Source organism: Mesorhizobium sp. M7A.F.Ca.CA.002.15.2.1 (genome assembly GCF_003998715.1).
Classification (GTDB): domain Bacteria; phylum Pseudomonadota; class Alphaproteobacteria; order Rhizobiales; family Rhizobiaceae; genus Mesorhizobium; species Mesorhizobium ciceri.
In genome coordinates this window covers 1-3,897 of sequence record NZ_RZPI01000543.1, presented here as the reverse complement: position 1 = coordinate 3,897, position 3,897 = coordinate 1, and the positions used below count along the sequence as shown (strand labels likewise).

At 64.7% G+C, this 3,897-nt stretch carries 5 protein-coding genes; 3 read left to right on the top strand and 2 right to left on the bottom strand.

Annotation, left to right across the window (positions count from 1 at the left end; genetic code table 11):
• From ENZ74_RS24620 to ENZ74_RS24610, 3 genes are all read left to right on the top strand, one after another.
• On the top strand, nucleotides 1-871 hold an 871-nt coding region (locus tag ENZ74_RS24620), incomplete at its 5' end, for an ATP-binding cassette domain-containing protein (RefSeq protein ID WP_164761182.1).
• Nucleotides 868-2,184 carry an ABC transporter permease gene (locus ENZ74_RS24615; protein WP_013528456.1) on the top strand — a complete coding sequence of 439 codons (1,317 nt, stop codon included), beginning with the start codon at nucleotides 868-870 and terminating at the stop codon, nucleotides 2,182-2,184. The genes ENZ74_RS24620 and ENZ74_RS24615, both read left to right, overlap by 4 nt.
• Entirely contained in the window at nucleotides 2,181-3,149 is a 969-nt protein-coding gene (locus ENZ74_RS24610) for a substrate-binding domain-containing protein (protein ID WP_013528455.1), read from the top strand. Before ENZ74_RS24615 ends, ENZ74_RS24610 begins: the two co-directional genes overlap by 4 nt.
• Nucleotides 3,150-3,191: 42 nt before the next feature.
• Here ENZ74_RS24610 and ENZ74_RS24605 read toward each other — a convergent pair whose 3' ends face one another.
• Both ENZ74_RS24605 and ENZ74_RS24600 read right to left on the bottom strand, forming a co-directional pair.
• Nucleotides 3,192-3,653 carry a MarR family transcriptional regulator gene (locus ENZ74_RS24605; protein WP_063169733.1) on the bottom strand — a complete coding sequence of 154 codons (462 nt, stop codon included), beginning with the start codon at nucleotides 3,651-3,653 and terminating at the stop codon, nucleotides 3,192-3,194.
• On the bottom strand, nucleotides 3,650-3,897 hold a 248-nt coding region (locus ENZ74_RS24600), incomplete at its 5' end, for an amino acid synthesis family protein (RefSeq protein ID WP_164761181.1). The genes ENZ74_RS24605 and ENZ74_RS24600, both read right to left, overlap by 4 nt.

The following is a 3,897-nucleotide window of genomic DNA, read 5'->3' as shown; positions in this document are numbered from 1 at the left end:
CGCGCCGCTGGCCAGGCTGGACGACGATGCGATCATTTCGGCGATGGTCGGACGCAACCTGCTCGCTTCCTCCCAGGAAGAGCGCCACTCCGGCGGCAACATTGTGCTTTCGGTCGAAAACCTGTCGCTGTCGAAGCCCGATGCGCATGGCTGGCGCACGGTGATCGACGGCGTTGGCTTCGATCTTGCCGCCGGAGAGATCCTCGGCATTGGCGGGCTGCTGGGTTCGGGCCGAACCGAGATCCTGGAGGCGATCTTCGGCTCGAGCGATGGCCGCACCGGTGGCGAAATCCAGGTCGACGGCCGGCCTGTGGATATCCGTTCGCCCCGCGACGCAAGGCGGCTGGGCATTGCACTGGTCACCGAGGACCGCAAGACGCAAGGCCTGCATCTGCAGGCTTCGATCGCAGACAATGTCGCGCTGCCGCTGGTCGGGTCGCTGGCCCGCTTCGGCATCCGCTCGCTGGCCGCCGAGCAGGGGCTGGCGCGGCAGGCGGTCAAGGCGCTCGGCATCCGCTGCCGGGACATCGACCAGCCTGCCGGCACGCTGTCCGGCGGCAACCAGCAGAAGGTCGTCATCGGCAAGTGGCTGGCGACCAGGCCAAGGGTGCTGTTGCTGGACGAGCCGACGCGCGGCATCGATGTCGGCGCCAAACGCGAGATCTACGACCTGATCTTCAAGCTGGCGCGCGATGGACTGGCCATCTCCGTCATCAGCTCCGAACTGCCGGAGCTTTTGCATCTCTCCGACCGCATCCTGGTGATGGCCGATGGCCGCCAGACAGGCATTCTTTCCCGCGATGCGGCCAGCGAGGAGGCCATCATGCGTCTCGCCGCCCCGCGCAGGACCATATCGAGACCAGCCGCATGACTGCCCTGAAACTCCTGTCCCGTACCAAGCTCTATTGGGGCCTGATCGCCATCTTCCTGATCGGCGTGCTGGGCTCGCCGATGAGTTCCAAGGGCAACAACATCTTCCTCTCCTACGGCAACCTGCTCGACGTGCTGCGCCAGGTCTCGACCACCGGGCTGATCGCCACCGGCATGACGGCTGTCATCATCACCGGCGGCATCGATCTCTCCGTCGGCTCGCTGATGGCCATCTGCTCGGTGGTCTGTGCCATGCTGCTGACGGTCCCAGGCGTGACGCCGGGCGTCGTGCTGGGCGTGCCGACCGTCGCGCTGGTGGCGCTTTGCCTCGGTTTCGTCGTCACCCGCTTCATCTTCCAGAACCTGGCAAAGTCCCGTGCCGGCGCCGATCTCGTCCGCGAGATCAGGCTGGACGGGATTCGCGGCCTGATCACGCCCGCCGTCGTCGGCGTGGTCTTGTGCTGCCTGTCGCTGTGGTTTCTGCTGCCGCAGATCGAGCCGAAATTCGGCGTGCTCGGCGTGCTGCTGGTGGCGCCGTGCGTTGGTTTGCTGTTCGGCGCGCTCAACGGCTTCATCATCGTTGCCGGACGGCTGCAGCCCTTCATCGTCACCCTGGCTATGATGGTGACGGCGCTCGGCATCGCACGGCTGACCGCCGGCCAGAACAATGCGGTGCTGCCGGTCTATACCGGCTCCAACGCCACCGCCGATTTCGAGATCCTGCGCTCGCTGGTGTTCGGCATCATCCCGATGCCGGGCCTGTTCTTCCTCGGCGCCATCGTGATCTACGGCGCGGTGCTGCGCTTCACGCCGTTCGGCCGCTATGTCTATGCCATCGGCGGCAACGAGGAGGCGGCGCGCCTCTCCGGCATCGCCGCCGGCCGCGTCAAGATCGCCACCTATGCCGTCTCCGGGCTGCTCGCCGGCATTGCCGCCGTGCTCTATGTCGCGCAGTACCGGCAAGGCAAGCCGGATGCCGGCGCCGGGCTGGAGCTCGACGCCATTGCCGCTGTGGTCATAGGCGGCACCAGCCTGATGGGCGGGCGCGGCAGCCTCATCGGCACGTTCTGCGGCGTGCTGATCTTCGGTCTGCTCTCCAACATCCTGCAGCTCCACAACATCAATTCGAACCTTCAGCTGGTGCTGAAGGGGATGATCATCATCGGCACCGTGCTCGTGCAGGAGCGCAATGCCGGTGATCTCCTGGCCTATCTGCGCCTGCCCGGCGGGCAATCGGCGCACAAGGAAACGGCCGCGGCAAAGCGGCCGTCGCAAGAGACACCGTCTCTCAATCTCGGAGGAAACAAAAAATGAAACGACGTGACATGCTGAAGCTTGCCGCCGTGACCGCGGCACTGCTGACCACCACCGCGCTGCTGACCACCGGCAATGCCTATGCCCAGGACAAGAAGTGGAAGATCGGCTTCTCGCAGGTGACGACCATCGAGCCCTGGCGCGCGCAGTTCAACAAGGACATCCTGGCCGAAGCCGCCAAGCACCCCGAGGTCGAGCTGATCATCACCGACGGCGAGGACAAGACCGAAAAGCAGGTCGCCGATGTCGAGAACCTGATCCGCCAGGAGGTCGATGCGCTGTTGGTGTCACCGAAGGAATCGGCCGGCCTGACCGGCGTCGTGCAGCAGGCGATCGACGCCAAGATCCCGGTCTTCGTGCTCGACCGCAATGTCGACACCAAGGACTACACGCAGTTCGTCGGCGGCGACAACGCGCTGATCGGCCGCGCGGCCGGCGAATATGCCGTCGAACTGCTGGGCGGCAAGGGCAAGGCTGCAGGCAATGTCGTCGAGATCTGGGGCGGCATGGGCACCCAGCCGGCGCATGACCGCCATGACGGCTTTCACGAATTCACCGACAAGGAGCCGGGCATCAAATATCTGCTCGACCAGCAATCGGGCGACTGGAAGCAGGACCAGGCCTACAATCTGATGGCCAACGCGCTGAAGAGCAACGAGAAGATCGATCTCGTCTACGGGCACAACGACCCGATGGCCTATGGCGCCTATCTCGCCGCCAAGGATGTCGGCCGCGAGAAGGACATCAAGTTCATCGGCATCGACGGCCTGCCCAATGAAGGCGTGCAGATGGTGAACAAGGGCGAGCTGACGGCGACCTTCACCTATGTCACTCCCGGTGCCGAAGGCCTGCGCCAGGCGATCAAGTTCCTCAACGGCGAGAAAGTCGAAAAGACCATTACCCTGCCAACCGAGAAGATCACCAAGGAAAACGCCGCCCAGGTGCTGAAGGACAACGGCCTCTGAGGCAAACTTCCTGCCGGGTGCCTCCTTTGGCGCCCGGCGGGTCTAAGCCAGCTTCACCAGCAGCTTCATGAAGGTGGTGATCTCCTTGGCCGAGAGCGGCGCCAGCGTCTCCTTTGTGATCTCGCGCGCCAGCGGGATCAGGCGCTCGATGGCATCGCGGCCTGCCGCGGTCAGATTGACCAGCAGCCGTCTTTTGTCGACCTCGTGCCTGGAAAGCTCGACCAGGCCGCGCGCCTTCAGCCGGTCGATGACGCCCTTCACCGTCGCCGCATCCATCGCGATCAGCGTGCCGAGCTGGTTCTGCGAGGTCTCGCCGACGTCACGCAGCTTGGCCAACGCCGCGAATTGCGGCGGCGTCAGATCGCCGATATGCGCGGCAAAGATCGCGACATGGCGCTGATGCGCCTTGCGCAGGATGAAGCCGACCTGCTCCTGCAGGAGGTAATCCTGGTCGTCCGGCGCCTCGACCTCGACCAGCTTGAGCAGATTGTCCTCGCCGCTCACCGCAGCCCATCCCAGGCTTTGATGTCATCGGCCGCGAGACCACCCATGCGATCGTGGATGCGCGGGCCACAAGTCATGGCGAGGCAGAACAGGATCTCGTCGGGGCACGGACCATCGGACATGCCGACTTCCATGGCGTCGAAATGGCTGCGCACATAGGCGGCGTTGATGTGGCCGAGCGGCACGTCGAGCTTCGAACCGAAAGCGCCGACCTTCTTGGCCGACGGCACGATCGCCTTGGCGT